This window comes from Streptomyces sp. SN-593, assembly GCF_016756395.1.
Classification (GTDB): domain Bacteria; phylum Actinomycetota; class Actinomycetes; order Streptomycetales; family Streptomycetaceae; genus Actinacidiphila; species Actinacidiphila reveromycinica.
On sequence record NZ_AP018365.1, the window covers coordinates 4,858,013 to 4,884,757 of the forward strand.

At 74.0% G+C, this 26,745-nt stretch carries 22 protein-coding genes; 7 read left to right on the forward strand and 15 right to left on the reverse strand.

Annotated features, from left to right (window positions below):
• Positions 1-302 precede the first annotated feature (302 nt).
• Positions 303-959, forward strand: coding sequence for an RsiG family protein (locus RVR_RS20355; RefSeq protein ID WP_202235209.1), 657 nt, complete (start codon positions 303-305; stop codon positions 957-959).
• Positions 960-1,210: 251 nt separating this feature from the next.
• Complete coding sequence (locus RVR_RS20360) at positions 1,211-2,479, forward strand: GNAT family N-acetyltransferase (protein WP_237404870.1); 1,269 nt, start codon at positions 1,211-1,213, stop codon at positions 2,477-2,479.
• A 143-nt stretch (positions 2,480-2,622) separates the two neighbouring features.
• Here the strand turns inward: RVR_RS20360 and RVR_RS20365 are convergent, their stop codons facing one another.
• Positions 2,623-3,033, reverse strand: a complete 411-nt coding sequence (locus RVR_RS20365; RefSeq protein ID WP_237404871.1) for a GNAT family N-acetyltransferase — start codon at positions 3,031-3,033, stop codon at positions 2,623-2,625.
• Positions 3,034-3,117: 84 nt separating this feature from the next.
• Between RVR_RS20365 and RVR_RS20370 the strand changes: the two genes are divergently transcribed.
• Entirely contained in the window at positions 3,118-4,047 is a 930-nt protein-coding gene (locus tag RVR_RS20370) for a dihydrodipicolinate synthase family protein (protein ID WP_202235212.1), read from the forward strand.
• An 84-nt stretch (positions 4,048-4,131) separates the two neighbouring features.
• Entirely contained in the window at positions 4,132-5,181 is a 1,050-nt protein-coding gene (locus RVR_RS20375) for an aspartate-semialdehyde dehydrogenase (protein WP_202235213.1), read from the forward strand.
• A 117-nt stretch (positions 5,182-5,298) separates the two neighbouring features.
• On the opposite strand, the gene RVR_RS20380 is transcribed toward RVR_RS20375, so the two are convergent.
• From RVR_RS20380 to RVR_RS20395, 4 genes are all read right to left on the reverse strand, one after another.
• A complete protein-coding gene (locus RVR_RS20380) occupies positions 5,299-6,591 on the reverse strand; it encodes a M14 family zinc carboxypeptidase (RefSeq protein WP_202235214.1) in 1,293 nt (430 codons plus the stop codon).
• Positions 6,592-6,851: 260 nt separating this feature from the next.
• Positions 6,852-8,084 (reverse strand): M14 family zinc carboxypeptidase, encoded by a 1,233-nt coding sequence (locus RVR_RS20385; protein ID WP_202235215.1) that lies wholly within the window; start codon positions 8,082-8,084, stop codon positions 6,852-6,854.
• A 249-nt stretch (positions 8,085-8,333) separates the two neighbouring features.
• Positions 8,334-9,077, reverse strand: a complete 744-nt coding sequence (locus tag RVR_RS20390; protein ID WP_202235216.1) for a flavin reductase family protein — start codon at positions 9,075-9,077, stop codon at positions 8,334-8,336.
• A 367-nt stretch (positions 9,078-9,444) separates the two neighbouring features.
• Positions 9,445-10,650 (reverse strand): saccharopine dehydrogenase family protein, encoded by a 1,206-nt coding sequence (locus tag RVR_RS20395; protein ID WP_202235217.1) that lies wholly within the window; start codon positions 10,648-10,650, stop codon positions 9,445-9,447.
• A 646-nt stretch (positions 10,651-11,296) separates the two neighbouring features.
• Here RVR_RS20395 and RVR_RS20400 point away from each other — a divergent pair.
• Both RVR_RS20400 and RVR_RS20405 read left to right on the forward strand, forming a co-directional pair.
• A complete protein-coding gene (locus RVR_RS20400; protein ID WP_202235218.1) occupies positions 11,297-11,875 on the forward strand; it encodes a carboxymuconolactone decarboxylase family protein in 579 nt (192 codons plus the stop codon).
• On the forward strand, positions 11,872-12,741 hold the full coding sequence (locus tag RVR_RS20405) for an RNA polymerase sigma-70 factor (protein ID WP_202235219.1): 870 nt from the start codon (positions 11,872-11,874) through the stop codon (positions 12,739-12,741). Before RVR_RS20400 ends, RVR_RS20405 begins: the two co-directional genes overlap by 4 nt.
• Here the strand turns inward: RVR_RS20405 and RVR_RS38920 are convergent.
• Together RVR_RS38920 and RVR_RS20410 are read right to left on the reverse strand one after the other, a co-directional pair.
• On the reverse strand, positions 12,665-13,177 hold the full coding sequence (locus tag RVR_RS38920) for an alpha/beta fold hydrolase (protein ID WP_346731463.1): 513 nt from the start codon (positions 13,175-13,177) through the stop codon (positions 12,665-12,667). The genes RVR_RS20405 and RVR_RS38920 overlap by 77 nt on opposite strands.
• A gap of 145 nt (positions 13,178-13,322) precedes the next feature.
• Positions 13,323-14,021 (reverse strand): alpha/beta hydrolase, encoded by a 699-nt coding sequence (locus RVR_RS20410; protein WP_202235220.1) that lies wholly within the window; start codon positions 14,019-14,021, stop codon positions 13,323-13,325.
• 99 nt (positions 14,022-14,120) lie between these two features.
• On the opposite strand from RVR_RS20410, the gene RVR_RS20415 reads away from it, so the two are divergent.
• On the forward strand, positions 14,121-14,768 hold the full coding sequence (locus RVR_RS20415) for a TetR/AcrR family transcriptional regulator (protein ID WP_202235221.1): 648 nt from the start codon (positions 14,121-14,123) through the stop codon (positions 14,766-14,768).
• 116 nt (positions 14,769-14,884) lie between these two features.
• On the opposite strand, the gene RVR_RS20420 is transcribed toward RVR_RS20415, so the two are convergent.
• Genes RVR_RS20420 through RVR_RS20455 form a run of 8 tightly spaced genes read right to left on the reverse strand, consistent with a single transcriptional unit; the run spans position 14,885 to position 26,657 of the window.
• A complete protein-coding gene (locus RVR_RS20420) occupies positions 14,885-15,793 on the reverse strand; it encodes a phosphotransferase family protein (protein WP_202235222.1) in 909 nt (302 codons plus the stop codon).
• Positions 15,786-17,030 carry an MFS transporter gene (locus RVR_RS20425; RefSeq protein ID WP_202235223.1) on the reverse strand — a complete coding sequence of 415 codons (1,245 nt, stop codon included), beginning with the start codon at positions 17,028-17,030 and terminating at the stop codon, positions 15,786-15,788. Before RVR_RS20425 ends, RVR_RS20420 begins: the two co-directional genes overlap by 8 nt.
• Positions 17,027-19,612 carry a lantibiotic dehydratase gene (locus RVR_RS20430; protein ID WP_202235224.1) on the reverse strand — a complete coding sequence of 862 codons (2,586 nt, stop codon included), beginning with the start codon at positions 19,610-19,612 and terminating at the stop codon, positions 17,027-17,029. Before RVR_RS20430 ends, RVR_RS20425 begins: the two co-directional genes overlap by 4 nt.
• Positions 19,609-20,544 (reverse strand): PHP domain-containing protein, encoded by a 936-nt coding sequence (locus tag RVR_RS20435; protein ID WP_202235225.1) that lies wholly within the window; start codon positions 20,542-20,544, stop codon positions 19,609-19,611. Before RVR_RS20435 ends, RVR_RS20430 begins: the two co-directional genes overlap by 4 nt.
• On the reverse strand, positions 20,544-21,596 hold the full coding sequence (locus tag RVR_RS20440; RefSeq protein ID WP_202235226.1) for a hypothetical protein: 1,053 nt from the start codon (positions 21,594-21,596) through the stop codon (positions 20,544-20,546). The genes RVR_RS20435 and RVR_RS20440 overlap by 1 nt, the downstream gene beginning before the upstream one ends.
• A complete protein-coding gene (locus RVR_RS20445; RefSeq protein WP_202235227.1) occupies positions 21,593-22,687 on the reverse strand; it encodes an arginase family protein in 1,095 nt (364 codons plus the stop codon). The genes RVR_RS20440 and RVR_RS20445 overlap by 4 nt, the downstream gene beginning before the upstream one ends.
• A 1-nt stretch (position 22,688) precedes the next feature.
• Positions 22,689-24,029, reverse strand: coding sequence for a B12-binding domain-containing radical SAM protein (locus RVR_RS20450; protein ID WP_202235228.1), 1,341 nt, complete (start codon positions 24,027-24,029; stop codon positions 22,689-22,691).
• 48 nt (positions 24,030-24,077) lie between these two features.
• Positions 24,078-26,657, reverse strand: coding sequence for a lantibiotic dehydratase (locus RVR_RS20455; protein WP_202235229.1), 2,580 nt, complete (start codon positions 26,655-26,657; stop codon positions 24,078-24,080).
• Positions 26,658-26,745 lie beyond the last annotated feature (88 nt).

Sequence of the window (26,745 nt, forward strand, 5' to 3'; positions counted from 1 at the left end):
CTGTACCCCACACGGGTGAGGGGCGGCCGGCGGAGGCGACGGCGTACGCCCGGTCGGCGGGGTCGCACAACTGTTGTGACGGCCGTTCGGGTGCAGAGTCGCTGCGGTCGGCCGGCGGCAGATGGCAGCATCGAAGCCGGGAGGGGCGTGGCGGCACGCCCGGAGGGGACGACAGGTATGACCAGATCCGGCGCCGGAGCGACATCCGGCACCGTGCGACGGGCGCCGTGCCCGGCGCCGGGCACCGCCGTACCGAGGGCCGCCGCTTCCGCGGCGGGACGCACAGCAGGAAGGGCCAACCCATGCTGAAGGCCGACTCCACGGGCCCGCTACGGCCGCCCGCGCCACGCGGCCCGCTCGCCGACCCGCTCTCCGGCGGCCTCGCGGGTCCGTCCGCGCCCGACCTGGGCGCGCTGGACCTGGCGGCGCTGCGCGCCCTGCGGCGCGAGGCGCAGCGGGAGGAGGCCGACCTGTCCTACCTGCGGCGCATGCTGCACGGGCGGATCGACATCCTGCGCGCCGAACTGGCCAGGCGCGGCGGTGCGGAGGCACCCGAGGCGAGCGCGGCGCCCGCGGCGGACGCCGCCCAGGACGGCCCGGGAGAGGGCACCGGCTCTACCGCCGGCGGCGCGGCGGTGGTCGACCGGCTCTCGGAGATCCTCACCGACGGGCCGTCGCGGGTGCGCTCGTCGGCCCGGCACGTCACGCTCGGCACCCCGCTCACCGAGCGGGTGCGGCTGCTCGCGGAGGAGATGCTCTCCGAGGTGGAGCTGTCCGACCTCGACGCCCGTACGGACCCCGAACTGCACGCGGCGAGGGACCGGTTGGCCGGCCACGAGCAGCAGGTGTCCGGCCGCCGCCACGTGCTCCAGCAGACGGTGGACGGATGCTCGGCGGAGATCACCCGCCGCTACCGGGCGGGGGAGGCGCGGGTGGAGGACCTGCTGGCCGAGGACTGAGGGCGCCGCCGTCCGCGCGGGCGGTCCGGTGCCGCGCGCGGGCGGTCCGGCCGTACCGGCGGCCCGGCCGTCCGGAAGCGTCCCGGGCGGGTGTCCCGAGCGTGCGTCGTGTGCGTGCGGGCCCGCACGCGGCGACCGACGGCCCGGCGTGCGGGCCCGCCCGCCGGACCGCCCGCACGCGCCGCGTCCGTCGGACCGCACCGCGGATAACCGTGTGCGCCGCGCGACCCCGCCCGCCTATGGTGCCGGGCATGAACGCCGAGATCCGCACCCTCGAAGAGTCCGACGTCGCCGACTGGGTGCGGGCGCAGTACACGGGCTTCCACATCGCGCCGTCGGCCGACGCGCAGGAGGTGGAGGCCCGCCGCTCGATGATCGACCTGGCGCGGACCCGCGGGGCGTTCGACCGCGGGCGCTGCGTGGCGACCTTCCGCAGCATGCCGCGCGAGCTGACGGTGCCCGGCGGCGCGGGGGTGCCCGCCTCGGCGATCACGAACGTGGCGGTGACGGCCACGCACCGCCGGCGCGGGCTGGCCGCGCGGATGATGGCCGCGGACCTCGCCGACGCGATGGAGCGCGGGGACGTGGCGTCGATCCTGATCGCCGCGGAGTACCCGATCTACGGCCGGTTCGGTTTCGGCCCGGCGACGTGGGTGTCGAACTGGGAGATCGACGTGCCGCGCGCCGCGCTCGACGACCGCTACGCCGGGCCGGAGGACGGCGGCCGGGTGGACATGGCCACGCTCGCCGAGCTCGGCGAGTTCGGCCCCGGGGTGCACGACCGGCTCCGGGCGCGGACACCCGGCGCGATCGACCGGCCCCCGCTGTGGTGGCGGCGGACCACCGGCGAACTGCGGCTGCACGGCTGGAAGGAGCGGTTCTGCGCGGCCTACCGGGGCCCGGACGGCCGGGTCGACGGGTTCGTGCTGTGGGACGTGCAGGACCATCCCTGGCCGGGCAAGCTGCCGCGGGTCGAGCTGTCGGTCGCGGACCTGACGGCGGCCACCGACGCCGCCGAGCGGGCGCTGTGGCGGTTCCTGCTCTCGATGGACTGGATCACCCTGATCACCACCGGGTACCGGGCGCCGGACGACATCGTGCCGCTGCTGCTGGGCGACCCGCGCGCCGCGCGCACCGAGGCCCACGCCGACTTCCTGTGGCTGCGGCTGCTGGACGTCCCGGCCGCGCTCACCGCGCGGCACTACGCGGGCCCGGCCACCGGGCTGGTGCTGGAGGTCCGGGACGAGGTGCGCGACGGCGCCGGGACCGCGGCGGGTCCCGCCGCCGGCCGCTTCCTGCTGGAGACCGACGGCAAGGGGGCCGCCTCCTGCGTCCCCACGTCCGCGCCCGCCGACCTGTCCCTGTCGGCCGCCGACCTCGGCTGCCTCTACCTCGGCGACGAGTCCGCGGTGCGGCTGGCGGTGCTCGGGCGGGTCGCCGAGCACCGCGAGCAGGCGGCCCGGACGGCGGACACCCTCTTCCGTACCCCGCGCCGCCCGTGGTGCCCCGACGTCTTCTGACCCCTCGTTCCGATCCCTCGGCGGTCTCCTGCGGCTGCGATTTCCCCGCCCCGGCGGCACCGCCGGCAGCGGCCGTCCGCCGGCGGTGCCGCCGGGGCGGGCGCTCCCCGACGCGGTGCGCACCGCCCCGGGGAGCGCGCGGGTCACTGGTGGCCCAGGGCCATCCACTTGGCGGGGTCGGCGAGCGGCTCGAACCCGAGCTTCGCGTAGACGCCGTGGGCGTCCGCGGTCGCGAGCATCACGCGGCGCACCCCGTAGGGCGCGAGGTGGTCGCGGACGGCGGCGACCAAGGCGGTGCCCAGGCCCCTGCCCCGGGCGGCCCGGTCGACGTAGACGTCGCAGAGCCAGGCGAACGTCGCGAGGTCGGTGACGACGCGCGCGTAGCCGTGCTGCTCGCCGGTGTCCTCCCGGTACGCCCCGAAGTTCAGCGAGTTGGCCATGGCGGCCTGCTGCTTGTCCAGCGAACGGCCCTTCGCCCAGTACGACTCGACGGAGAGCCACTGGTGGACGCGGGGCACGTCGATGCGCGCGGGATCGGTGGATATCTCATACATGCCGGGCAGCGTAGGGCTGCTTAAGAGTTCCGTGCACGACATTTAACTGGACCTTGCGGTTCCCGGCGGCGCACACTCGCAGGCATGATCCACGTACCGCTGATCACGCCGTTCGCGCCGGACGGGCGGGTCGAACCGGCCGCGCTGGAACGCCTCGGGCACGGCCTGCTGGACGCGGGGGCCGGCGGCCTGGTGGCCCTGGGCACCACCGCGGAGGCGGCCGCCCTCGAATCGGAAGAGCGGGTCTCGGTCACCACCGTGGTCGGGCGGGTCTGCCGCGCGCACGGTGCCCGGTTCACCGTCGGGGTGGGCGGTGCCGGCTCCACCCGGCGCGCCGCCCGCGAGGCGGCCGCCCTCGCCGATCTGCCCGATGTGCCCGACGCCGTCCTCGCCACCGTCCCGTCGTTCACCCGACCGGGCGAGTCGGGCGTGCTCGCCCACTTCCGCGAGGTCGCCGCCGCGAGCCCGGTGCCGGTGCTCGTCTACCACGTCCCGCACCGCACCGCGCAGCCGCTCTCCGCCGCCGCGCTGGCCGCCCTCGCGGCGATCCCCGGGGTCGTGGGCGTGAAGTACGCCACCGGGGAGATCACGCCGGAGACCGTCGCGCTCCTGGCGTCGGCGCCGCCGGACTTCGAGGTGCTGGCCGGGGACGACGTCGTCGCACCCGCGCTGCTGGCACTCGGCGCGCACGGCGCCGTCCTGGCCGCGGCCCACCTGGCGACGGGGGAGTGGGCGGCCCTCGCCGGGGCCGGGCCGGACGGTGCGGCGGAACCGGAGCGGGGGCGCCGGCTGGCCGCCCTGGCCGCCGCCGTCTTCCGCGAGCCGAACCCGGCCGTCGTGAAGGCGGTCCTGCACGCCCAGGGCCGTATCCCGACCCCGGACGTGCGCCTGCCGCTGCTCCCGGCGAGCCCGGGCGCGCTGGCCGCCGCGCTGGAGGCGCTGGCCGCCGTGGCGGACGGTGAGGCGGCACCCGCGGCAGGGGCCGCGGCAGGCCCCGGCCGTCTCGCCCCGTGAAATCCCGGGGCGCCCCACCCACCGGCCGGGGATACTCGAAACGGACGGGCACCCCCAGACAGGCATGATCGGAGAGATACCGCAATGAGGATCGGAATCGTCGGAGCCACCGGACAGGTCGGCGGGGTCGTCCGCAAGGTGCTGGCCGAGCGCGGGTTCCCCGTCACGCAACTGCGCCTGTTCGCCTCGGCCCGTTCCGCGGGCCGCGCCCTTCCCTGGGAGGGCGGTCCGGACGGCGCGACCGTCACCGTCGAGGACGCGGCGACCGCCGACTACACCGGCCTGGACATCGTCATCTTCTCCGCCGGCGGCGGCACCTCCCGCGCGCTCGCCGAGAAGGTCGCCGGCCAGGGCGCGGTGGTGATCGACAACTCCTCCGCGTGGCGCCGGGACCCCGACGTGCCGCTGGTCGTCTCCGAGGTCAACCCGCACGCCCTCGCGAACCGCCCGAAGGGCATCGTCGCCAACCCGAACTGCACCACCATGGCCGCCATGCCGGTGCTCCGCCCGCTGCACGCCGAGGCCGGACTGGTCTCCCTGGTCGTGGCCACCTACCAGGCGGTCTCCGGCTCGGGTCTGGCCGGCGTGGCCGAGCTGCACGGCCAGGCCGAGAAGGTCACCGGGCAGGCCGACCGCCTCACCTTCGACGGCTCGGCCGTCGAGTTCCCCGCCCCGGCCGTCTACCAGCGGCCGATCGCCTACAACGTGGTGCCGCTCGCCGGGAACCTCGTGGACGACGGCAGCCTGGAGACCGACGAGGAGCAGAAGCTCCGCAACGAGTCCCGGAAGATCCTGGAGATCCCCGAGCTGAAGGTGTCCGGCACCTGCGTGCGGGTCCCGGTCTTCTCCGGCCACTCCCTCCAGATCAACGCCCGCTTCGCCCGTCCGATCAGCGTCGAGCGCGCCTACGAGGTGCTCGCCGCCGCGCCGGGCGTGGAGATCTCCGACATCCCCACCCCGCTCCAGGCCGCGGGCGCCGACCCCTCCTACGTGGGCCGCATCCGCCGGGACGAGACGGTGGACAACGGCCTGGCGCTGTTCGTCTCGAACGACAACCTGCGCAAGGGCGCCGCGCTCAACGCGGTGCAGATCGCGGAGCTGGTGGCGGCGGAGCTGGGAGCGGTCGCCGTCTGAGGCGGTGCGGGGCGGGTCCGCGCCGCCGGGGTGCCGGGCGGGGGCGGTGCACGGCGCGGCGGACCCGCTCCGTTCCGGTGCCTTCATCCCCCTCGTACCGTCATCCGCCTCGTGCCGTCACTCCCCGGCGACGGCCAGCCGGAAGGCCGCCAGCACCGCTTCCGACTGGAGCCTCACCTGCTCCTCGACCGGCACCCAGACGGGATCGTGGCCGGTGCTCAGCTCGTCCGCCCAGCGGGTGAACTGCTGCGCGCACGCGGCCCTGACGCCGGTGGTGGCCGGGTCGGGACTGCCGTCGAGCAGCCGCATCAGCAGGCCAGCGGCCCGCAGCGGGATCCGGCGGGCGGCGATGTCGAGGGCCGCGACGTGCGCGGCGGTCAGCGGCATCGTGCCCGGGGGCAGCGCGTCCGGTGGCAGCCGTTCCCACTCCGCTGCCACCTGCGGGCAGGCCGCGGCCAGCGCCGCGACCACGCGCAGCAGGTGGGCCCGCTCCGGTGCCCCGGTCGGCAGCACCGCCCGCGCCTCCGCGAGGAGCACCTCCACCCGGCGCGCGTGGCCGCGCAACTGCCGCCCGATCCGGGCCAGTTCCCGCTCCGAGTCCGGGCACGGCGCGGGATCGGCCACGCTGCGGGCCGTCCACATCGGCACCTCGAACAGCGCGGTCATCCCGCCGTGGCGGTGCGGCCGGACCCAGGTCGAGCGCTCGACGTCCGCGGCCGCCGACCGGTCCCCGCAGCCCCGCGCGCCCGGCTCGGGCAGCACGTAGACGCCGGGCCCCGACACCGTCCACCGCAGCGCGTCGTACGTGCCGATCTGCACGGGCACGTCGTGCTCGGCCGCCAACTTGCCCAGCGGCTCGGCGAGTCCGGGGACGTCCCGGGTGAGCTGGATCCAGCAGCCGCCGACGTCGTTGGCGTGCAGCGAGCACTGCATGACCGGGCGCAGCTCGTCGATCAGGTCCACCAGTGCCCGCGACTCGGGCAGTTGGTCGTCCGGCGGACGCACCGACGGCGCCCACTCCGGCTGCTCGTCCGCCGGCGGGCGGTAGGCGTGCCGGAAGTGCGCGGCGGGCGTGCGGCGTATCGCGGGTCCGGCCTCGTGGCGCACCGCGCCGTCCGGGTCCAGGCAGAGCAGCAGGTGCCACGACACGTCCGCGCCGGCGTGCAGCACCGGGTCGTGCGCGACGTGTTCGGCCAGCCGCAGCGCGGTCGACGCCCCCACCCGCTCGTCGGAGTGCGGACCCGCGACCACCAGGACGTTCCGCCGGCCGTGCCCCACGGTCAGCAGGTGCAGCGGTCTGCCCGCCCTCGACCTGCCGACCACCCGCAACGTGCACAGCCCGGGGTGGGACAGCGCGAACGCCGCCGCCGTCGCCACCACACCCGCGACACTCGGATAAGCATCGGCCATCGCCGGAGTCACACTCCGCCGGTCATCGTCGCCACGGGATCTCCTTGCTGTCCAAACCAGCCGAACCGGCGCTGAGTTGACGGGGAAATCGCCGATTTGCCCGATGCCCCGCCAAGGTTCCGATCCCCCGGCCCCGCTGTCAAGACCGCCCCGCGCCCCCGCGACGACCTTCGGCCGCACCGTCCGCGGGCGGTGGCGGAGGCGGTGGCGGCGGGCGGCCCGCCCCGCGGCGGCAGGACGGGTGCCGGCCGCCGCCGCGCCTACCCGATCCGCGCCGCGGCGGCCAGCACCGTCCGCGCCTGCAACTCCATCTGCTCGGGTATCGGCACCCACACCGCGTCCATCGCCGCGATCAGGTCCGCGGCACCGGCGTCCAGGCGCCGTTCCAGCCGCGCCCGCAGCCGGGCGGGCCCGCTGTCGGGGTCCTCGTCCAGCCGCGCCTCGTCGAGCAGCCGCAGCAGCATCCCGGCGGCGCGCAGCGGCGCCCGCCGCGCGGCGATGTCGCAGGCGGCCACGTGGGCCATGGTCAGCGGCAGCGACGCGTCCCGCCCGACCGCGTCGAAGTCCGCCGCGATGGCCGCCCACGCGCCGACCGCGTGCCGTGCGGCCCGCAGCAGCGGCCCGTCCGCGGCGTCGCCGAGCAGTTCCAGCGCCTGCCCGAACGCCTCCTCGCCGGTCGCCCCCTCGTTGCGCAGCCGCGCCGCCAGCACGGCGAGGGCGTACTCCGGGTCCGGGTGCGGCTCGGCGTAGGCCACCCGCCGGGTCGCCCACATCGGCACCTCGACCCTCACCTCCGTCCCGCCGTACCGCTGCCCGGCCGCCGGCGTCACGAACAGGCCGGGCCCGGCGCCCCGCGAGGCCAGCGCCTCGTACGTGCCGGCCTGCACCGGGATGTCGAGTTCGGCCGCGCTCTTGCCGAACGGCTCGGCCAGTCCCGGCACTTCGGCCGACAACCGCACCCAGGCGCCCCCCACGTCGGTGCCGTGCAGCGAGCAGCTCAGCACCGGGCGCAGTTCGGCGACGAGGGCGGACAGCGCCAGTGTCTCGGGGAGTCCGCCGACCGGGGCGAGCAACGAGTCGGCCGCATGCGGGTGTTCGGTGCCGGCCGGCCGGTAGGTGTGCCGGAAGTGCACCGCGGGCGGCCGTCGCCCGGCCGGCCCCCGCTCGTTCAGGAGCGCGCCGTCGGGGTCGAGGCAGAGCAGGAAGTCCCAGGTCAGACCAGCCGCCTTGAGTCGGCGGCGGTCGTGGACGGCCTGCTCGGCGAGCCACAACGCGGCGCCGCAGCCCGCCGGCTCGTCGCAGTTCGCGCCGGCCACCACCAGCACGTGGCGGTCGCAGCCGCGCGGGGCGCCGACGGACAGCAGCCACAGCGGCTGACCGGACCGGGACTCGCCGGCCAGCCGCATCCGGCACAGGTCCGGGTGGCGCAGCGTCAGCATCCGGGCCGCCGCGGCGACGCCCGCCACCGTCGGAAACGCGTCTGGCCCCCGCATGACCGCTCCTTCGCTGCCGTCGCCCGCCGCCCCGCCGCGCGGCCGTGGCGGCACGTGCGGGGCGGTGCGTTGCCTGCGTTGCCTGCGTTGCCTGCTCTGCCGTGCGTGCCGTGCGTCCTGTGCGTGCCGTGCGTGCCGTGCGTGCCGTGCCCGTGGTGCGGACCGCGCCTGCCGTGCGCGGCGGGTGGCGGCGCGTTCGGTCGACGGTGGCGCGCCCCGCCCCAGCGTCGGCGGGTGGCCCCACGGGTGTCAAGAGCGCCCGGCGGCCTGCCCGGCGGCGTGCGAACGGGCGATGTCGGGCCCGCGGTACAGCTCCTCGGGGATGCTCGCCAGCGTGGACTCCCGCAGCCGCCCGCCGAGTCCGTACAGTTCCTGGAAGCTCATCAGCAGGGGACGCCACCGGTCGGGGTCCACGCGGTCGCGCGTGCCGGGCATCCGGATCGCGTCGTGCACGAAGACCCGCTGCACCCGCGCCTCGAAGACCATGACGCCGCCGCGCTGCCGCGGGTCGTCCTCGGCGAGCGGGTGCGCGGCCTCGACCACCGCCTCCATGGCCACCGGGCACTGCGCCGCGCGGGGCGGCCGCACGGTCTGCGAGCCGACCGGGGTGAGGCCCGCCCGCGCGAACTTCTCCTTGTGGAACCGGTACCCGCGCCGGTGCTTGCGCTCGGGCACGGGGTCGCGGCCGGTGGTCAGCGCGAGCGCGTCCACGGCGGAGGCGAGCGAGTCGTCCGGCAGGTTCAGCACGCACTCGCCGGTACGCAGCAGGTTCCGCGCGGTCTGGGACCCCGCGCCGAGGCCGAGCACGGCCCGCCAGCCGAGCCAGAAGGCCGACGACATCGGCGCGAGGTTCGCGCTGCCGTCCTCGTTCTCGGTGGAGAGCAGCACCACCGGGGTGCCGAAGTAGAGGATGCCGGGTTCGATCCGGGTGTGGGCGGCGGCGGGACCGCCGGGGCGGCCGCCACCGGTGGTCCGGTCGTTCTGCGTGGTCATGCGGCCAGTCTTTCCGCGGCGGCGGGGCGGCGCTGGCGGGAATCGGACGTCGCGTTCGCGCCGGGCGGCGGGAGCCGTGTTCCCGCGCGGGGGAGCACAGCCCGCCCGCGTGTCCGGTCAACGGGATCACGGTGCGGCGGGGCCACGGTGCGGCGGGCTTACGGTGCGGCGGGATCACGGTGCGGCGGGATCACGGTGCAACGGGCTCGCGGTGCCGCCGGGTTCCGGCGCTCCGGCCTTTCGGTGCGACAGGTCCACGGTGTCCCGGCCGCGCGGCACCACGACCCGACGGTGCAAGGGGCTCACCGCCCGGCGGCCCGGCGGTGCCTGACGGCCTGACGGGCCCGGCGCGTCCGGGTGCGGTGCGTCAGGGGGCGGCGCCGTCGAGGAGGAAGTCGAGGAGGAAGGTGCCGCCGGCCGCCTCGGCCAGTTCGGGACCGAAGAGCGCGCCGGGGGTGTGGGCGCCGGGCTTCGCCTCGCCGCGGGCGAGCCGGACGGCGACCTCGGCGGCCACGCAGGTCGTGAAGCCCATGCCGTCGCCCGCCCGCAGCCACCCTTCGCGGATGCGGCCGTCGGCGTCCTGGACCACGGCCCGCGCCCAGGAGAACTCCCGCTTCCGTGCGCTGTGTTCCACCTGGACCCGGGCGAAGCGGCGCTTCACCGCGGTGCCGATCGGCCGGCGGGCGAGCAGCAGGGCAGCGGCCGGCAGCACCGCCCGGACCGCCCGGCCGGACGGCATCATGCCGGACGCGGCGACGACGAACGGCGCACCGCTGGCGCGGCGGGCCGCCACCAGTTCGCCGGACGGTCCGCCCGCGCCGTGGGCCGTCGAGCCGTCGGGCAGCGTGAACCGCTGGAAGTCGCCGCCGAGCCGGGCACGCACCAGCCGGCCTCCCTCGTAGCGCCGCCCGCCGACGGCGATCGCGTCCACGATGCTCGCCGCCAGGGCGGAGCCGATCGGACCGGGCTCGCCGTCGACCGCCGCCATCGCGTCGACCCTCACCCGCGCGGGGGCGGGCCGGCCCGCGCACATCTTCAGCACCACGCTCTCGGTCGCCAGGACGCCGAACCCGGCGCCGCTCACCAGGCAGCGGCCGTCGGCGGCGGCCTCGTCCTGCAACGCCAGCAGCCCCGTGACCGCGCGGAGTTCGTTGGCCAGGTCGAGGTAGTGGGTGCCCGGCGGGCACGCGCGGGCGATCGGCACCGCCGTCTCGGTGAACGGGCCGATCGTGTTGACCACCACGGCGTGCTCGGCGGCCGCGAGCCGCGCGGTGACGGCGGCGACTGCGGTGCCCGCCGGTGCGCGCCGGCGACCGCCACGGGTACCAGGGCCGCCACGGGCGCCTCGGCCGCGCCCCGCGCAGCCGGTCCCGCCCGGCAGGCCGCCGCCGTCCGTTCCGGCGGCCGGACCGACCACCACCGTCCGCGACGTCCCGCCGACCGACACGGCCACGTCGTCCAGCCGTGCCGCGTCCCGCCCCACCAGGACCAGCGGCGCGCCCGACGCCGCCAGCCGGCCGGCGATCGCGCGGCCGGTCCGTCCGGTCGCTCCCAGGACCCAGATCTCGTTCATGGTCTCCGCCCGCTCCGCCGTACCGCCCGTTTCGCCCGTAGGGCCTGCTCCGCCGTACCGCCCGCACCGGCCGTCCCGCGCGCCGCGCCGTCAGGACCGGCCGACCCCTGCTGCCACCTTGCGGGAGCCCGCTGCCACCGGTCCGGTGAATGTTCCGGGAGGCGCGTCCCGGTTCGCGCATCACCGCAGCTCACCGGCCATGGAGGTGCCGCGACGGCCACACCGCCCCGCTACGCCGAACTCATGACGGAACCGCCCGCCCCCGCCGGCGGCCCTGACCTGCGACGCGTCCGCCCCTCCGCCGCAGCCGAGCGCCGGGACCCCGGGCGGGCCGCGCCCCGACGTCGTGGCGATTCGCTGGAGGGCGTCGAGCCGGGCCGCGTGGTGCCGGCCGCATGGCCACCGCCTTCCGCACGTGCGGTGAAGCCCTGCCTACCGGTCCCGGAGCGGTGGGCCCGCGGGGCCCGGGCGCCCGCCCGTAGGGTGCGACGGCGGGTTCGCGCCGGCCGCGGGCCGTCGGCCGCCCGTGCCCCGGTCGACGAGCCGACGCATCCGGACGGCGCCGCCGTCCGGGTACGGCGGCTGTCACAACCGCGGCCCCGGCGGTGTCTTCATGCCGGACACACCGACATCCGAGGAGGCCACCATGGCACCACGCGTACCGAAGGCACAGATCCCCGCCGCCCTGCGGGAGCAGATGACCGGGCAACTCGGCGCGGTGCCCGAGCCCGTCGAAGTGACCTGGCACAGCCCCGCGGTCGCCCGGGACAACCTGGAGTTCGGCAGTCGGGTGGGGCGGTGGGACGCGGCCGACGCGAGCCTGAAGTCGTTCGCCCACATGGCAGTCGCCGCGCGGGTCGGCTGCGGTTGGTGCCTGGACATCGGCTACTTCCAGGCGGACGGCCAGAACCTGGACCTGGCCAAGGCGAGCCAGGTGCCGCGCTGGCGCGAGGCGGACGTCTTCACGCCGCTGGAGCGCGACGTGCTGGAGTACGCCGAGGCCATGACGGCCCCCCCGCCGACCGTCAGCGACACGCTGTCCGCCCGCCTGCTCGACCGGCTCGGCCCGGCGGCACTGGTCGAACTCACCGCGGTCATCGCCTTCGCCAACCTCGCGACCAGGAGCAACACGGCGCTCGGCATCGAGTCGCAGGGCTACTCCGCCGCGTGCGCGGTTCCGCTCACGGCGGGCCCGCAGGCGTCCGGCGCCACTCCCGCGCGGTGACCGCTGACCCGTTCGCCGCCCACCGCGGCCTGCTGTTCACCGTCGCGTACGAGATGCTCGGTTCCGCGGCCGACGCGGAGGACGTGCTCCAGGAGTCGTGGCTGCGGTGGGCCGGCGTGGACCGGGCGCAGGTCCGCGATGCGCGGGCCTACCTCGTCCGGCTCGTGACGCGGCAGGCGCTCAACCGCTTGCGCACGCTGGCGCGCCGGCGCGAGGAGTACGTCGGCGCGTGGCTGCCCGAGCCCCTGCTGACCGCCCCCGACATCGCCGACGACGTGGTCCTCGCGGAGGGCGTCTCGATGGCGGTGCTGACCGTGCTGGAGACGCTCGGCCCGGCCGAGCGGGCGGTGTTCGTGCTCCGTGAGGTCTTCGAGCTGCCCTACGGGGAGATTGCCGCGGCGGTCGGGAAGCCGGCCGCCACCGTACGGCAGATCGCGCGCCGGGCCCGCGCGCACGTGGCGGCCCGCCGGCCGCGGGTCCGGGTCGGCCGGTCGGAGCAACAGGCCGTGGTGGAACGGTTCATGGCCGCACTGCGCACCGGTCGGCTTGAGGAGCTGATGGCGGTCCTCGCGCCCGACGTGGTGATGATCGCCGACGGTGGCGGTGTCGCGGCCGCCGCGCTCGCGCCGGTCCGCGGCGCCGAGTCGGTCGCGGCGCTTCTCGCCCGCGCCCACCGGGCGGCGGCCGGGTTCAGCGCGGCGACCGTCTGGCTCAACGGCGCGCCCGCGGGCCGCGTCGAGGTCGGCGGCGAACCGGCCGCCCTCGGCCTGGTGGTGGAGGAGGGACGGGTCACCCGGATCTACGCGGTGCGCAACCCGAGGAAGTTGACGCGGCTGGACGAACCGGCGGAGCTGAGCCGGCGGTGAGGGCGGGGACGGGGCCTGGGGCATGGGGCCAGGGGGCGGACCCGGGCCCCGGGCAGGACCAGGATGGCCGCCCGGCCCCGGTCCGGGCGGCGCTGGGCACCGTCCTGTCCGGGCTCGGACCGTCTTCCCACCCCTTCCGGGCCGCTGTTCGGGTCGTCGCCGGGATCGAACCCGGCGCCGCGCGGAGGCCCGTACCGCGGAGGCACCGCGCCACCCGACCGGGCGACGCGTACGGTCCGCGCCGCTGTGAACGCCCGCAGCCGCGCTGGTCCCAGCGGTGGACGGCGAACCGGTCCGCCAGCAGCCCGGCGAGGCCGCCGAGGAAGTCCCACAGCCCCGGCCCGCCGTGGCAGAGCAGCACCGGAGCCTCCGCGCCGGCGCGGGTCGCCCACAGCCGGGTCCCGTCGTCGGCCACCACCGTCTCGTCCGCGCCCATCCGCCCACTGCGCCGGCCTCCCGGGTCGGTTGTCACGGCGGCGCCGAGGTCCGGGCAGTGAGGGGGCAGGGGGCGGGGCGGGAGTTCTCAGGAGAGGACGGGCGGGGCGGGCGCGGGCGGAGGGAGGCCGGGCGGGGCCGCGGGGTCAGGCGAGGGACGCGACGAGGTCGGCGACATCCTGCGGCCGGGACAGGAACGGGTGGTGGCCGGCGGCCAGTTCGACCACCTCGTCCGCGCGGCGGGCGAACGCGCGCTGTGCCTCCGCCGGGGTGCCCCGGTCGTCGGCGCACAGCAGGTACGTCGTCGGCAGGTCGTGCCACGCCGCCGCGCGGACGGGCTGCCCGGTCACCGACAGGGTCTGCCGGGCCAGCCGGGTGGCCGCCGCGCGGGCGACGTCGGGCGGGCAGTCCTGGACGAACGTGTCGGCGAACAGCTCCGGCCTGGCGCCGAACGTCCCGCCCTCGGGGTCGAAGTCCAGGAACGGCGGCGGTACCGGCGCGCCGAACGTCGACAGCGACTCCCCGGGCTCGGGCAGGTAGCTCGACACCAGCACCAGGTGCCGGACCGACTCGACGCCCGCCGCGGCCTCGGCGGCCACGATGCCCCCGTAGCTGTGGGCCACGACCACGGCCGGCTCGTCGGTCGCGGTCAGCGCCGTCCGCACCGAGGCGACGTCCTCGCGCAGCCCGGGGCCCCGCGGCCCGGCCGGCCGGTCGCCCTCGCCGCAGCTCGGCAGTGCCGGTGCCGCGCTCCCGACACCGCGCTCCCGCAGGGCCGCGGCGGCCCGGTGCCACCACCACGACCCGTCGCGGACACACGCTCCGTGTACGAAGACGACGCGCATCTCTTCCTCCTGACCAGGCGTTCCGCCTCCCGTGGCGCCGGTGTCCCGGCCCCTGCCCCCACGGTAGACGTAGTGGGGATTACGTGAAAAAGTGCGGCGGTGGGACGGCACAAGCAGCCCGAGATCCGCGACCGCATCCTCGACGCCTGCGCCGACCACGCGCTCGCGCACGGGCTGCCGGACCGCTTGGAACCCCTGGCGAGGGCGTCCGGCACCTCGACGCGGATGCTGATCTACCACTTCGGCACCCGCGACGCGCTGCTGCGGGAGACGCTGGCGCGGGCGCGCAGCCGCCAGCGCGACTTCTTCGGCGGGCTGGTCGCCCCGCGACCCGGCGAGCCCTACCCGGACACCCTGCGGCGGGCCTGGCGGGAGATGACCGGCCCCGCCGGGCGCCCGTACCTCCGCGTGTTCGGCCGGCTCCGCGAGGACGCCGGGCAGCGGCTCTGGCCCGGGTTCCGCCGCGAGGCCACCACGGACTGGCTGCGGCCGCTGGAGGAGGGGATGCGGAGCATCGGCCGTCCCGAACTCGGCACCCTCGTCCTCGCGGTCGTCCGCGGTCTCGTCATGGACATCGAGGCGACCGGCGACGTCGCCCGCGCCGACCGCGCCTTCGACCACTTCCTCGCGTCCCTCACAGCCCTCCCCGCCCCCGTCACAGCCCCCGTCGCCGTCACCGCCCCTGCGCACCCGCCCGGCGGGGAAGCCCCCGGCCCCCACCCGCCCCGCCGACCCGGCGCCCGCTGACCTGACCCTGGCCGGAGGCGCTCGCCGAGCACGATGGCCGGGGATCGCCCGTCTTCGTGTGGACACGGGGAGGTTCACCGTGACGTGCTCCGAGCACATCGCGGCGGGACGGACTGCTACGTATGACGTGCGCTCATCCTGAGCGCGAGTTCTCGTGCGTGGTCGGCTGCTGCCGGTCCACGGTTCGGGTCGGGGGCCTCGGACAGGAAGACGAGGGCCAGCATCAGTGCGGCGTCCAGGCGGCCCACGGACAAGGACGGATCGCTGTCGGGCGGAACCGTGGCCGTCCTCGCGTATCCGCTGCGGACCGCAGCCACGTCGAGCTCGTTCTCCGGGTACCGGGCGTACTCGACCAGGCGCCCGAACTCCAGCGAGGGAGATCCCAACAGCGCGTTCGACCAGTCCAGCAGGGCGACGGCGCGTCCCTGCCGGCGCCGGATGTTGTCACTCCGGACGTCGAGGTGGAGGAGGCTGTCCTCGGTGAGGCCGGCGAGTCGTCCGGCGATGAGGGACGCGTCCGGCGGACCGGGCCAGTCGTCGACGAGGTGGCCGATCTCGGCCCAACGGCGCCTGATGCGTGCGGTGATCGCGCTCGCCGTGGGCACACCCTCCGACGCGACGAGCTTCAGTCCCGGCGGCGGCACCTGATGGAGCCGTGCGAGCAGCTTCCCGAGCGCGAACGAGTCGAGGTCCGACCCGTCATCGGGGACGTACGCGGACAGCAGGACGTCAGGGGAGGCCGGCTCGTCCGCCAGGACGAGCTCCCTGGCCTCCGCGACCGGTAGACCGTGGGCGGCCAGATGCCTCGCGATCTCGTACTCCTGGAGGAGCAGAGCCCGGGTGTCCACCTGGGGGTCGTTGGCGTTCGAGTCGAATCGCCGGTGCGCGAGACGTACCGCGACGGGCTGCCCGTCGCGCCCCTGTGCCCGGTAGACGGAGAATTCCAGTCCCCTGCCGGCCGGTTCCAGGCTGCTCAGGCCCCACCGTTCGGCCAGGCTGTCCAACTCGGTGGATCGCTCACTCATCATGTGCACCTTCGGGGGTCAAGCGGGTGTCGGTGAGTCTGCTGTCCCTCGACAGCGTGAAAGCGACGGGCAGGCACATCACCAGTGTGACCGCACCGCCGACCGCGAAGGCCGTCCGCGGTCCCGCTGACGTGCTCAGCCAGCCGAACGCCAGCGCGCCGAGGGGCATCGTCCCCCAGGCGAACAGCCGGTACACGCCGGTCGTCCGGCCGAGGAGGCGATCCGGGATGAGTTCCTGCCGCAGGGAGACCGCCACGACGTTCCAGACCATGAGGCCGAACCCGGCGGCGCAGTATCCGGCGGTGACCGCGTACACGCTGTCGGTTGCCGCCACCGCCAGACCTCCGACACCCATGAGGGCCAGGTTCCCGATCAGGGTGGGGACCCGGCCCACCGCTGCGGCCATGCGGCTCGCAGCCAGACTGCCGACCACGCCCCCGGCGGCTCCGGCGGCCAGCAATGCCCCGTACGCGGCGTCCGGAAGCTCCAGCACGTCGCGCACCAGGATGACGAAGACGGCGATCTGTCCGAGGTACACGGCGTTGATGACACCCGCGGAGAGAGTCAGGGCGCGCAGCAGAGGGTCACGCAGCACGTGGACCAGACCCTCGCGGATGTCGGTCAGGAGCCGGGGCCCGGCCGCGGACCGCTCGGGCCGCGGCACACGAACGGCGGTCAGCAGCGCTGCGGACATCAGGAAGGAGAGTGCGTCGAACAGGAGGGGAATCGCCCTGCCCACCACGAAGAGCACACCGCCGAGCACTTGTCCCAGCAGATCGCGGCCCACGGTCTGGACCGCGAAGAGTCGGCCGTTCGCCGCCTCCAACCTCTCCTTGGGAACGACGCTCGGCAGCAGCGCGAAGGACGCGCAGTCGAACAGCACCTCCCCGATGCCCAGCAGGAACGCCGCGGTCGTCAGGGGCCAGAACGTCAGCCGGCCGCAGGCGAGCAGCACTGCGGTGACGATCAGCGTCAGGGCGCGCAGCAGGTCGGCGACGACCATCAGGCGACCGCGCTCGAACCGGTCGGCATACGCCCCTGCCGGCAGGCCGAACAGCAGCCAGGGCACCGTCGTGGCCGCGGTGACCGCGGACACCTGGAACGCGTCGTGCAGCAGCGCGGCGGACAGCAGCGGAAGGGCGGCGAAACGCATGCCGTCGCCGACCGCCGACGCACCCGCGGCACCGATCACCCGGTGATAGCCGGAACTGAAGCGGAAGGCGGTGGGTGCGCTCACCTCGGGTCCCCCGGTGAGAACACGGCGCACCGCAGCTCACTGGTGTAGCGATGACCGCGCACGCTCAGCCAGCGTTGGTCGGGCGTGGGCAGCATCTCGGAGATCTCCAGCGTGCCGACCTGCCGCGCGGCCAGTCGGCACAACTGCCGTACCAGGAGCGGAGCCTGCCAGTCGACGTAGATCGGCTTCGGCTCACCGGAGATCTTGACGAAGACGTGCCGGGGCAGGCCGAGCTCGAAGCGCAGCCGACAGGCCGCGACGAACCCCGCGGCCTCCTCCCCGCCCGTCTGTTCCGCGGGGCCGTCGAAAGCGGCCGCACCACGCAGGCGGGCGGCGGGGACCCGCCAGGTCTCGCGTTGCAGGACGACACGGCCGCACCGGATACGGGGGAGGTGTTCCAGGGTGGGGGCGTCCAGTCCCGCCCCGCCGAAGTGACGCGGGAAGGCGAACGGGGAGAGCGGGTCCTGGCGGATGCTCGGTCCGCCGGCCGGGGGCGCCATGAGGCGCAGTCTTCCCGCGACACCGTGGGCACGCAGCTCCAGCCGTCCGTCACGCAGCACGACGTACAGGTGCGAGGGCTGCACCACCCGGTCGCGCGACTGGCCGGAACGGCCGTAGACCTCCAGGTCGTGGCAGGGGTAGACGAGCTGTGTCGAGGACTTGTCCGGGTGGCCCCGGGACAGGTTGGCGAGGACCTCGCCGTCGTCGAGCAGGGACTGGTAGCCCTCGTGGACCTCTGGCAGCAGCTCCGGGGCGCGTTCCTGGATCAGGGGGCCGAAGCTGGTGTGGGTGATGACCTCCCGGACGGCGTGGCAGTCTCCGATCACCGCGGTGAACCGGCCCTCGCGCAGGTCCTGACGGCTCGTGGCAGCGAACAGCACGTCCGGATCGACGACCGCGGCAGGAGTGCGGGGATGGGCGGCGAGGATCGCCTCCATCCGGTCCCGCTCCACGACGACCTCCGGCCGGTCCACACCCCCGCTCCCCAGCAGGGCGTCGGTGATCGACCGGTCGAGCGCCGCCAGTTCGGCCTCGACGGCTGCGCACTCCTCCTCAAGGGCGTGCCGGTCCCGGAAGAACTCCGAGTAGAGGCGGTCCAGGGGGACCTCGACGTCGGCGCCGAAGCGCTCCGCCACCCATCGGGTGAGAACGGCCAGTTCACGCCGCATGCGCAGCCGTGGACGCGCGAGCACGGTCTCGTACACGATGGACAACTCGTCCGTGATGAAGCGGGCGATGTCCGGGCCGATGGTCAGGCCGGCCGGCTCGCCGTGGGCCTCCTCGAACAGGATGCTCCGGTCGGCGTAGTGCAGGCCGCTGTTGCGGTTTGCGGCGGTTCCCGTCAGCTTCTCGAACCTGGCTTTCGTCGCGGTCAGCGCGGCAGGGCGCTCGGCGAGGGGCAGCCTCGCGAAACAGGCCAGATCCTCCTCGAAGCGGCCGATGGCCGAGAGCACCGGTGCGGCCTGTTCCGGTGGAGCGGGCAGCAGTTGTCGGCGCAGGGCGGCCAGCGGCTCGTGGTCGCCGACGGGGATCTCGAACTCGGCAACCACCCATTCCCGCACGACCAGCTCCTTCAGCACCTGGTCGAAGGGGACGGGGGCGTGGGAGCCGAGCTCGGTGTCCCACTCCGAGCGCAGTTCGCGGAGCGTTCGTTCGCCGTCGCAGCGCTGCCACAGCCATGCCTCGTGGGCCGCAACCTCCCTGCCTCCCAGGTGCTGGAAGTTCCAGTCGGTGTCCAGCCCGTCCCGGGTGGTGAACGCGTAGAGGTCGATCCGTCCCTCGCGCAGGAAGGACAGCGGGCGCCTTCGAGGACGTACGAAGTCGAACAGGCCGGGGACCGCCGCGGCGCTCTGGGCGAGCTTCTCCGCCGCCCAGTGGCTGAAGAGCGTCCGGCGCTCCATCTCCCGCTCCGAGGTCCATGCGATGCCCGGCACGTCCCCGACCCGGCCCACGGTGAACGGTCCGAAGTGGGAGTGGGTCTCGTTCTTCGTCGTCACCCGCTGGAGGTACATCGTGAGCAGGTCGGTCATTCTTCGGGAGTGCCGGCCCATCTCCCCCTGGAAGGCGTCGAGCCATGCGGCGAACTCCGGATACGCGGCGTCGTTCGACAGCAGCAGCACTTGCCGCAGGCGCTCGTCGCCGAACGCCTCGGCCACGGCGGTTCTCGCACGGTCCAGGCGGGTGCGGTGCCGGGCGGCGAAGTCCTCCAGTTCCCCGGCGAACTCCTCCGCGGACGCCTGGTAGGCGTGCAGGGTGCGGGCCGCCTCGTCGGGCAGCGCTGCGGTGGCACGTCGCAGTTCACGGCCTGGCAGCGGTCGCAGCCGGCCCACGCGCGACGCCGACTGCGGGCAACCGGGGACCGGGTGCTGCCGCAGCACCGGCTTGAGTTCCCGCGCCAGCGAGGCCAGCCGACTCCTGCTCCGCAGGAGAGCGTGGGCCTCATCGACGGAGGCGGCGTCCACGAGGGGGTCGAGCGCCTCCATCGGAAAACCGGCCTGCCGGAGCACGACGACCGGTACGAGTCTCCACGCCCCGCCCGGGACGGGGTTCGTGGTGGTCTGGGAGTCGTTGACGCTGATCACAGCCCTGCCTCGGTACTCGTGCGGACGGGACGACGGTCGTGCAGCGCGTCGATGACGGCCAGGGGATCCACGGGGAGCGCGGGCAGCAGGCCGGGCCGCGGCGCCCAGGGCTTGACCCGCACCCCGTGGTAGTCGGACCCGGCGGTCGCGACGAGACCGAGCCGGTCGCACACACCGGCGAGGCGGTCGCTGTCAGCCGGCGTGTGCCAGCTCGTCCACACCTCGAGCCCGGCCAGCCCGGCTTCCCGCAGCGGCTCCAGCAGCGCCACGCACTCGGAACCGTCCAGTGCCGTCACGAACTGGCCGGGGTGTGCGAGGACACCGACCCCGCCCGCCTCCTCGATCCATGACAGGACGTCGACCACGTCGGGCTTCTCAGGATGCTCCACATGGAGCGGCCGCCCGGGACGGCACCAATCGGCCACGAGCCGGCCGTAGTCCTCCGTCGGGTAACCGGCGAACCGCGGGTCGCCCTGCGCCGCCTCCAGCAGCAGGGCGAGATAGTCGCCCACATAGGCCACACGGTGGCCGCCGAGGCGTCGCGCCACCTCGTCCCAGGTGAGCGGCACTCCGATGGCCTGCGCGCGGTCGGTCCAGGCGCGCCACCACGCCAGCTCGGCGTCGTGGACACCACCGATCCGCTCCTGGAACCGCAGGTCGTGGGGATCGACGAGGTAGGCCAGGCAGTGGGCCTCTTCGCCACGCCAGGTGGCGGTGACCTCGCAAGCCGGGACCACGGTGAGGCGTCCGCCGACGGCCTGCTCGAACGCGGCGATGCCGGCCACGGTGTTGTGGTCGGTCACGGCGGCCACATGCAGCCCCGCGTCGACACAGCGCCGCGCCAGGTCGGCCGGAGCCTCGTCCCCGTCGGAGTGCCGGGTGTGCAGGTGCAGGTCGACCGGGGTGGCGAGCGTGGCGGACGCCCCCCGCATCAATGCGCTCCGGGCAGGGAGCGCCGCCAGGACGCGGCCAGCCATCGCTCGTACTCGGGGCCGGCGGGGGTGTCCATGACCAGGCACAGCGGCTCGATGATGCGCCCCGGGCCGCCGGCCAGGCCGCCGTGGAGCATGGTGAGGTTGTGGCCGAACAACAGGTCGCAGTGCTCACCCGGTGCGAGCACCTCCCAGCGGTGTCGGAACTGCGTCCAGGTCAGGCCGGTGGCCATGAGGACCTGGTGGCAGAAGAGACGCGCCGCCTCGCCCTCGCACTCCCCGCAGGCACAGCGCCGGGACAGCGGTACGGCGGCGGGGTGGCGGACGCGTTCCTCCTTCGTCAGCACGGCCTCGCCGTGGTGGAAGGACAGGCCGTGCCAGAGGGGCTCCTCCAGCCCGAGCATGGCCCCGAACGACGGATAGGCGCAGCCGTGCTCCGGCTGGCGTTCCAGCCCCCGGCGCAGGTTGCCACCGAGCCAGCGCGCCGCCGTGGCCGACCGATCGTCCCCCGTGTCGATTCCGCGTCGGTCGAGCACGTCGTCGATGACGCCGAGCCAGTCGTAGTACGTGGTGACGCTCAGTCCCTCTCCCACGTCGGGGAGGAAGATGCCCTGGTACATCTTGTGCGCGGGCGTGGTGGTGTAGCCGGAGCTGCCGAACTCCCGCCAGGCGGGATCCCAGTCGGGTGCGTCCTGGAGACTGGGGGTCAGGTACGAGCAGTGCTGTCCGTCGTGGTGGGGCAGCAGGGTCCGGGTGGAGAAGCCCTCGGGTACGTACGTCTGCTGCGGTCGGTCGATCTCCAGCCGCGTCTGCGCGGGGACGCCACGAGCGATCAGCGCGGTGCGGATCCGTTCGGCCAGGGCTGTCGACAGCCTGCGGCTCTCCTCGACGCCCAGCCGCAGGCGGCCGATGCGGAACACCGCGAAGCCGACCCGGTGGATGACGTCGACGGACGCGGTGGCCAGGTCGTCCAGCGCCTGCTCGCGCCGGTCCTGCGGCCCGGAGACGAGACCGGCGCAGTCGAACTGAGCCTCGGCAGGGGTGAATTTCACTGGTGCTCCAGGGGTTCGTCGCAGGTGCTGTCGGACCAGGGCGCGAGCTCGGAGGGAGCGCACTCGGTGCGGAAGAGGAACTCGAAGAGCAGGCGGGCCGCGATCTGCGCGGTGCCGCCGGACGGGTCGTAGCGGGGGGCGACCTCCGCCACGTCGACAGCGCCGACGGGAAGCGCGCGGAGCTCCTCGTAGACGTCGAGGAGGTCTCCGGTGCCGATGCCGCCCATGGTCACATGGCCGGTGCCGGTCGCCGAGGCGCTGTCGAGCACGTCGATGTCGAGCGAGACGTAGACCGTGTCGCATCGCGAGCCGAGTTCGTCGATGAGGGGGCGCAGTGCGGCGGCGGCGCCCTCTCTGACGATCCGGGAGCCTGGCACGATGTGGAAGCCAGTGTCGATCAGCCCTCGGTACTGGTCGTACTTGGTCACGTCGCCGACACCGACGAAGGCCATGTCCTCCGGACGCATCTGGGGGATCTCGCTGATCCTGCGGGAGTTGGAGCCGTGGTACAGCGGCCCGTGCAGCGTGCTCCAGTTGCCGAAGTCGAAGTGGTGGTCGATGTTGATGAACCCCACGCGGCCCGCGCCCCGGTCGAGCCGCCCGGCACGGAAACCGGCGAACGTCGGGAAGGTGCACGAGTGGTCACCGTTGAGGAAGACCAGGCGCGGCGCGGACTGGCTCAGCCGGCGGCTCTCCGCCGCGACGGCCTGGAACGTCCGCACGGTGTCCGTCGGGTAGACGTGCAGGTCGCCGGCATCCGCGACCTGGGGGGCGCGGTAGCGGAAGGCCTGGCCGGTGCGGGTGTCCAGCATCCGCCACTCGCCCAGACTGGTCAGGTAGCTGGAGAAGACCAGGCTCGCCTGGCGGATGGCCCGGGGCCCTTCCGCGGCTCCCGGCCGGGAACTGGCGGTGGCGTCGAAGGGAACGCCGGACACCACCCAGCCGTCCTCTCCGACGTCCACCTGGTCGGCGCGGGTGGTGGGGGTGCCGAAGAGCGTCGCGACGCCGGCCCATCCCGGCAGCGGGTCCTCTTCGAAGTCCTCGGCCTTGACGCTGTTCTGCAGCGCTTCGAAGTCGGGGAGCTCGGTCATGTCACTTCTCCTGGGCAGAGGACGAGGGAACGGTCACGGGGGTGCGGATGATGTCGTGCGCAGCGGCGATCTTCTGCTGGAACAGGTCCCAGCTCGCTTCGGGAGACAGGTGCTGCGGCCGGTAGACGACGGGTACGTCCTCCCGCCAGTCGGCGAAGTCCCAGTTGAATATGCGCTCACGCAGCCTCGGGAAGTCCGGGGTGAGTGGGTAGGGAACGAAGTTGTAGAGGTTGAAGAGCCACAGCGCCGAGCTGTTCTCGCGCATCCAGTCGACGGTCTGGCCGTGCGAGGCTTCCGTTTCCTCGTCGAGGCCGCCCATCATGTTGAGCACGACCTTCAGGCCGGCGTCGCTCAGTTGGTGGATCTTCGCGGTGTAGTCGTCGAGGCCGCGGGAGAGTTTGTTGAGCCGCTTCAGCATCTGGGAGTCGGCCGACTCGAAGCCGAGTTCCACGGCGACGACGCCGAGTTCCAGCATGGCGTCGACGATCCAGTCCTTCACCTGCATGACATGTGTCTGCACGATGAACCGGTATCCGGGCCGGCCGCGGAAGACGTCCACCAGGTTGGCGACGGCTTCACGTGACTGGCCGAACGTCTTGTCGCCGATGTAGAAGAGCCGGGTGTCCGGGAACCGGGCGGTGAGTTCGTCCACCTCCCGCTGGAGGGCGCCCTTCTCCACGAGTGTGAGCTGCTTGCTCCAGGCGTCGCCGCAGAACGAGCACTGGTACAGGCAGCCGTGGCTGGCGTTGAGCCGCAGCAGGGGAACCCGGCCGTCGTAGCCGCCGAGATGGCGGTAGTCCGGTGCCCAGGTGATCCGTTCGGACGCCAGCCCGGGAAGAAGGGGCTTCTCCAGGTCCCCGCCCGTTCCGGAGGCGAGCCCCACGATCCTGCGCACGAAGGTGGCGTCGAGCTGGCCGCGGTGTACCGCGTGGACGGCACCGTCCGGGGCGAGCGGGGCCATGTTCCCGCCGAGGACGACCCGGCGTCCGGCGTGCTCCAGGTGTTCGGCCACGTCCAGTGCGAGGCGGAAGTTCTGGGCGAGCGGCGACATGAGGACCAGATCGCCGGGGGCCGTCGCCTCCAGCAGTGGTGCGGAGCAGGCGTCCGGTTCCGCCGGCGTCCTCGACAGGTCACGGAAGACGGAGTCGATGCCCGCGGTGTCCAGCAGGGCAGTCAGGTGGGCGACCCACAGCGGCATCTCCCATAACCCGTCAGTGGGGATGAAGTACTCGGGGAGCGACGCCCGGAACCTCCGGTCGTAGTCGTCGTAGTAGCTCGACAGGTGGGGGTCCGGGTCATGACTGGAGGGGAAGGGAAGTTGGACTATGCAGCTCTTGGGCATGGTCGTCCCTTTGCTCGATGACGATGGGACATCCTCGAAGTGGAGCGGTCAGCCGGAACCGCGGGAGAAGACCGCACAGCGCAGTTCGCTCGTATGGCGTTCGCCGTCGATCTCGAGCCAGAGTTGTTCCGGCGACGGGAGCATCTCGCTGAATTCCAGGGGGGAATCCGATCTCCGGGCAAGACGGAAGATCTGCCTGACGAGGAGAGGGGACTCCCAGTCGACGTACACCGGCTTCGGCTCGCCGGGGATCTTCAGGAAACCGTGGCGGGGCAGACCGAGGCCGCGGCGGAGCCTGCGAGCGGCGGCGAACTCGGCCGCGTCCCCTTTCGCCGGCCGCGTCCCGGGGCTCCATCCCCGCAGGGCCTTCGCGGGTATGCGCCAGCGTTCCCGGTGCAGTACGACGCGGCCGCAACGGATGCGCGGCAGATGATCACGGCCGACGCTGCGTATGCCGACGCCCCCGAAGTGCCGGGGGAAGGCGAACGGGGACAACGGGTCCTGGCGGATGCTGGGTCCGCCCGCCAGCGGAGCGAGCAGCTTCAGCCGGCCTTCCACGCCCTGAGCGCGGAGTTCCAGGCGTTCGGCGGTCGCCACGACGTATAGCTGACGGGGCTGGAGCACGGCGTCCCGGCTCTTCGGGGACAGCCCGTGTACCTCCAGGTCCGGGCAGGGGTAGGTCAGTTGGACGGCGGTCTTGTCGGGATGCGCGCGGGAGAGGTCGATCAGCACCTCGTCCTCGTCGAGAAGGCCCTGGTACCGCGCGTAGACCTCGTCCAGCAGGTCCGGAGCCTCGGCCTGCATCATCGGGGCGAAGCTGGAGTGGGTGAGCGCCTCGCGGACGGCGTGGCAGTCGCCCACAACGGCGAGGAAGTCGCCCTTGCGGAGCGCGTCCGCGTCCCGCGCGGCGAGCATGACGTCCGGATTGCACAGCGCCGGCGGCGTGGCCGGATGGCGGGCGAGCAGTTCGTCCAGCCGACCCCGGTCGACGACCGTCTCGTGCTGATCGCCGGCGGTCCCTGCCAGCAGTACGGTGGTGATCTCGTGGTCGAGCGTCGCGATGTCCCGGTCCACTTCCTCGCACTGCCGGGCGAGCCGCGGCTTGTCCTCGAAGAAGCCGGCGTAGAAGTGCTGGAGAGCAACGGGGTTTCCCAGGCCGAAACGTTCCTTCATCCAGCCGTGCAGGATTTCCTGCTCGCGGCGGACCCGGAGCCGGGGGGCGAGGAGTGTCAGATCGTAGACCACGGACAGCTCGCGACCGATGACGCTCTCGACGTCCCGGCCGAGGGCCATGTTCCTGACGGGGCTGTAGGCCTCCTCGTAGAGGACACTCCGGTCGGAGTAGTGCAGTCCCTGGGAACGGTTGGCCGCGGACCCGGTGACCTGCTCGAAGGTCTCCTTGAGGCGGCCCAGCAGAGCCGCACGGTCCTCGGCCGGTCCGTCGGCGAACTGTCGCAGCGTGTCGGCGAACCACCGCACCACCGCGAGTTCGGCCGCTCCCTTCTCCAGGTGCCCGTTCAGCGTCCGGAGGGGATCGGCGGCCCCGACGGGAATCTCCCAGCGCGCTGTCAGCCAGTCCCTGCCCACCAGTTCATGAAGCACCTCGTCGAAGGTGCGACGGGGCGGAGTGCCGCCGCGTCGCGTCCATGCGGCGCGAAGCTGTGCCACCGTGCGCTCACCGTCGCATCGTTCCCACAGCCACGACTGGTCGTCGTCGAACGTCTCGGCCGTCACCTCGACGAAGCGCCAGTCGTCCGGCATACCCGTCCGCGTCTCGAACGCGTACAGCCGGATCCGCGAGTCCTGGCCGAACGCGAGCGGGCGCCGCCGAGGACGTACGGTCTCGAAGTGCTCAGGGCGGCCGCTGAACGCCTCGGCGATCGCCTCACCGGCCCAGTGGCTCAGGACGGTGACGCGGCGCAGTGCACCGGTGGACCAGGAGATCCCCGTGGTGCCGGGTGTCACCCGGGCTACCGCAAGAGGGCCGAAGTGCGCATGCGTCTCGTTCTTCGTCGTGACCCGCTGGAGGTACATGGCGAGCAGGTCGGTCATGCGCCTGACATGCCCGTCCGAACCCCCTCCGCCACCGTCGATCCAACTGGCGAACTCCTCGAAGCGGGCGTCGTTCGACAGGAGCAGGACCTGCTGGAGCGCGGGGTCCCGGAAGAGGCCTGTGACCGTCTCCCGACCGCGAGCCAGCGCGGCGGCATGGTCCTTCTCGAAAGCCGTCCACAGGCTGTCCAGAGCCAGGACCGCGTCCTGGTAGCGCTTGACCGTCTCCATGGACGTCGGGCTGAGATCCGCCTCCAGGCGGGTGAGGTCCCGCGGTGGGAAAGGGCGCAGCATGCCCACCCCGGAGGCGATGTCTCCCTTCGTGCCCACACGCTCCTCGCGGAGCAGCGCCTTCACCTGCTGCCCGATCCGAAGTGCCTCGTCACAGTGGGTGAGTACGGCGTCCGCGGCTTGCGGAGTCGACGGATCGGCGACCTTCTGAAGGAGCGAGCAGGGGAACCCGGCGTGGCGCAGCAGCATGACCGGGGCGAGCGCCCACTCGTCGTGGTCGTCGGAAGTGTCGGCCAGGGTCCCGCCACCCTGAAACCGTGTGCCGTCCTGTCCTCGCCCGTCCATGACTGCCCCCGTCGGCCGCGCAGTGCCCGCAACAGGGCGTGACGCTAGTCACGCGATGAGGTGCCTTCAACGGCATATGCGAGGGCTC

Excerpts from the sequence above, each read along its gene's own strand:
- RVR_RS20360 (WP_237404870.1), top strand. The coding sequence starts at position 1,211 with ATGAACGCCGAGATCCGCACCCTCGAAGAGTCCGACGTCGCCGACTGG.
- RVR_RS20395 (WP_202235217.1), bottom strand. The coding sequence starts at position 10,650 with ATGAACGAGATCTGGGTCCTGGGAGCGACCGGACGGACCGGCCGCGCG.
- RVR_RS38920 (WP_346731463.1), bottom strand. The coding sequence starts at position 13,177 with ATGGGCGCGGACGAGACGGTGGTGGCCGACGACGGGACCCGGCTGTGG.
- RVR_RS20375 (WP_202235213.1), top strand. The coding sequence starts at position 4,132 with ATGAGGATCGGAATCGTCGGAGCCACCGGACAGGTCGGCGGGGTCGTC.
- RVR_RS20455 (WP_202235229.1), bottom strand. The coding sequence starts at position 26,657 with ATGGACGGGCGAGGACAGGACGGCACACGGTTTCAGGGTGGCGGGACC.
- RVR_RS20370 (WP_202235212.1), top strand. The coding sequence starts at position 3,118 with ATGATCCACGTACCGCTGATCACGCCGTTCGCGCCGGACGGGCGGGTC.
- RVR_RS20380 (WP_202235214.1), bottom strand. The coding sequence starts at position 6,591 with ATGGCCGATGCTTATCCGAGTGTCGCGGGTGTGGTGGCGACGGCGGCG.
- RVR_RS20385 (WP_202235215.1), bottom strand. The coding sequence starts at position 8,084 with ATGCGGGGGCCAGACGCGTTTCCGACGGTGGCGGGCGTCGCCGCGGCG.
- RVR_RS20445 (WP_202235227.1), bottom strand. The coding sequence starts at position 22,687 with ATGACCGAGCTCCCCGACTTCGAAGCGCTGCAGAACAGCGTCAAGGCC.
- RVR_RS20420 (WP_202235222.1), bottom strand. The coding sequence starts at position 15,793 with ATGAGTGAGCGATCCACCGAGTTGGACAGCCTGGCCGAACGGTGGGGC.
- RVR_RS20410 (WP_202235220.1), bottom strand. The coding sequence starts at position 14,021 with ATGCGCGTCGTCTTCGTACACGGAGCGTGTGTCCGCGACGGGTCGTGG.
- RVR_RS20450 (WP_202235228.1), bottom strand. The coding sequence starts at position 24,029 with ATGCCCAAGAGCTGCATAGTCCAACTTCCCTTCCCCTCCAGTCATGAC.
- RVR_RS20355 (WP_202235209.1), top strand. The coding sequence starts at position 303 with ATGCTGAAGGCCGACTCCACGGGCCCGCTACGGCCGCCCGCGCCACGC.
- RVR_RS20435 (WP_202235225.1), bottom strand. The coding sequence starts at position 20,544 with ATGCGGGGGGCGTCCGCCACGCTCGCCACCCCGGTCGACCTGCACCTG.
- RVR_RS20365 (WP_237404871.1), bottom strand. The coding sequence starts at position 3,033 with ATGTATGAGATATCCACCGATCCCGCGCGCATCGACGTGCCCCGCGTC.
- RVR_RS20390 (WP_202235216.1), bottom strand. The coding sequence starts at position 9,077 with ATGACCACGCAGAACGACCGGACCACCGGTGGCGGCCGCCCCGGCGGT.
- RVR_RS20400 (WP_202235218.1), top strand. The coding sequence starts at position 11,297 with ATGGCACCACGCGTACCGAAGGCACAGATCCCCGCCGCCCTGCGGGAG.